Below are 696 nucleotides of genomic sequence, written 5' to 3'. Positions count from 1 at the left end.
GCAACGGCCTGTGCTTCTACGTCAAGCCCAACGGCAACACCATCCAGGTGCAAATCGACCGCAACGGCGGCGATAACGATGGCCTGGTGTGGGTGGATGTGGAGCCCTTCACCCTGGATCTGAACAGGCCCACCACCGGCTTTGCTGGCAACAACCCGGTGCTGGGCGTGATCCTGGACGAGGTGACGCGGCGACCTATTCCCATTCCTCGCTTCCAAGAGCTGGCCTCAACTGATGTGAACCAGCGCCGCCGCAGCGAAGACGGCAGCCAAAACTGGCAACTGCAGCCGGCCCGAGAGACGCGGGTCAACGCGGTGGCCGTTAGCGGGGTGCTCCCGTCGCGGCTGCATCAAACCGCCGGCGGCATGCACAACTTCCTACGCCTCAATGAGATGTGGAGAGGTACCAACCTCTTCTTCAGCGGCTCGATGATCCAGCTCAACTACAGCACCTATGCCACCGGCCCCTTCCTGCAGCACAGCTTCGAGCCGCCCAACCTGGTGCAGGATTCAACCTTTGTGCGCGGCTACGACTACTACTTCCCACCTCGTCGCCGCTTCGGCTACGACGTGGGGCTGCAGATTGCTCGCCGCCCTGGCGCTGTCTCCAGCCGCTTCCAATTCCCCTCCAACGCGCGCACAGAGTTCCTGCGCGAGCTGGATCCACAAGATCCGTATGTGCGGCGGCTGCGCTGCG

Annotated in this window: 1 protein-coding gene; it reads left to right on the top strand. The window is 63.1% G+C overall.

Going from position 1 to position 696, the window contains the following annotated elements:
• The coding region (locus NW852_RS10370) for a hypothetical protein (RefSeq protein WP_414426717.1) at positions 1–696 on the top strand (696 nt) is incomplete at both ends.

It is taken from the genome of Synechococcus sp. H60.1, from assembly GCF_047462335.1.
Taxonomy (GTDB): domain Bacteria; phylum Cyanobacteriota; class Cyanobacteriia; order Thermostichales; family Thermostichaceae; genus Thermostichus.
The sequence above is the reverse complement of the archived record's forward strand: the minus strand, read 5'-3'. Positions and strand labels throughout refer to the sequence as shown.